Raw genomic sequence first — 333 nt, forward strand, 5'->3', positions numbered from 1 at the left:
CAGTGGAAGCACGTGTTCCTCTGATGGCGAATGCAGATATCTGCATTGGTGTCGCTCGTCCCACGCAACCCATGCAGTATTGGTATCGGTTTGCTGATGGTGATGAGGTAATTTTCGTCCACGAAGGCAGTGGTGTATTGGAAAGTCAGTACGGCACTCTTCGCTATAAGAGCGGTGATTATGTAGTCATTCCTACAGGCGTGCTATGGCGAATTATTCCCGATCAAGGAATTGAACAACGAATGCTCGTAATTGAAACCTACGGACACATTGAGCCTCCAGGACGTTACCTGAATAATTACGGTCAATTCCTCGAACACTCTCCCTACTGCG

1 pseudogene is annotated in these 333 nt (G+C 48.0%); it reads left to right on the forward strand.

From position 1 onward, the window contains the following. Window positions 1-333: pseudogene (locus UYK_RS24595) on the forward strand (homogentisate 1,2-dioxygenase); the annotation flags it as partial.

Origin of the sequence: Fischerella thermalis PCC 7521 (genome assembly GCF_000317225.1) — a bacterium.
GTDB lineage: Bacteria > Cyanobacteriota > Cyanobacteriia > Cyanobacteriales > Nostocaceae > Fischerella > Fischerella thermalis.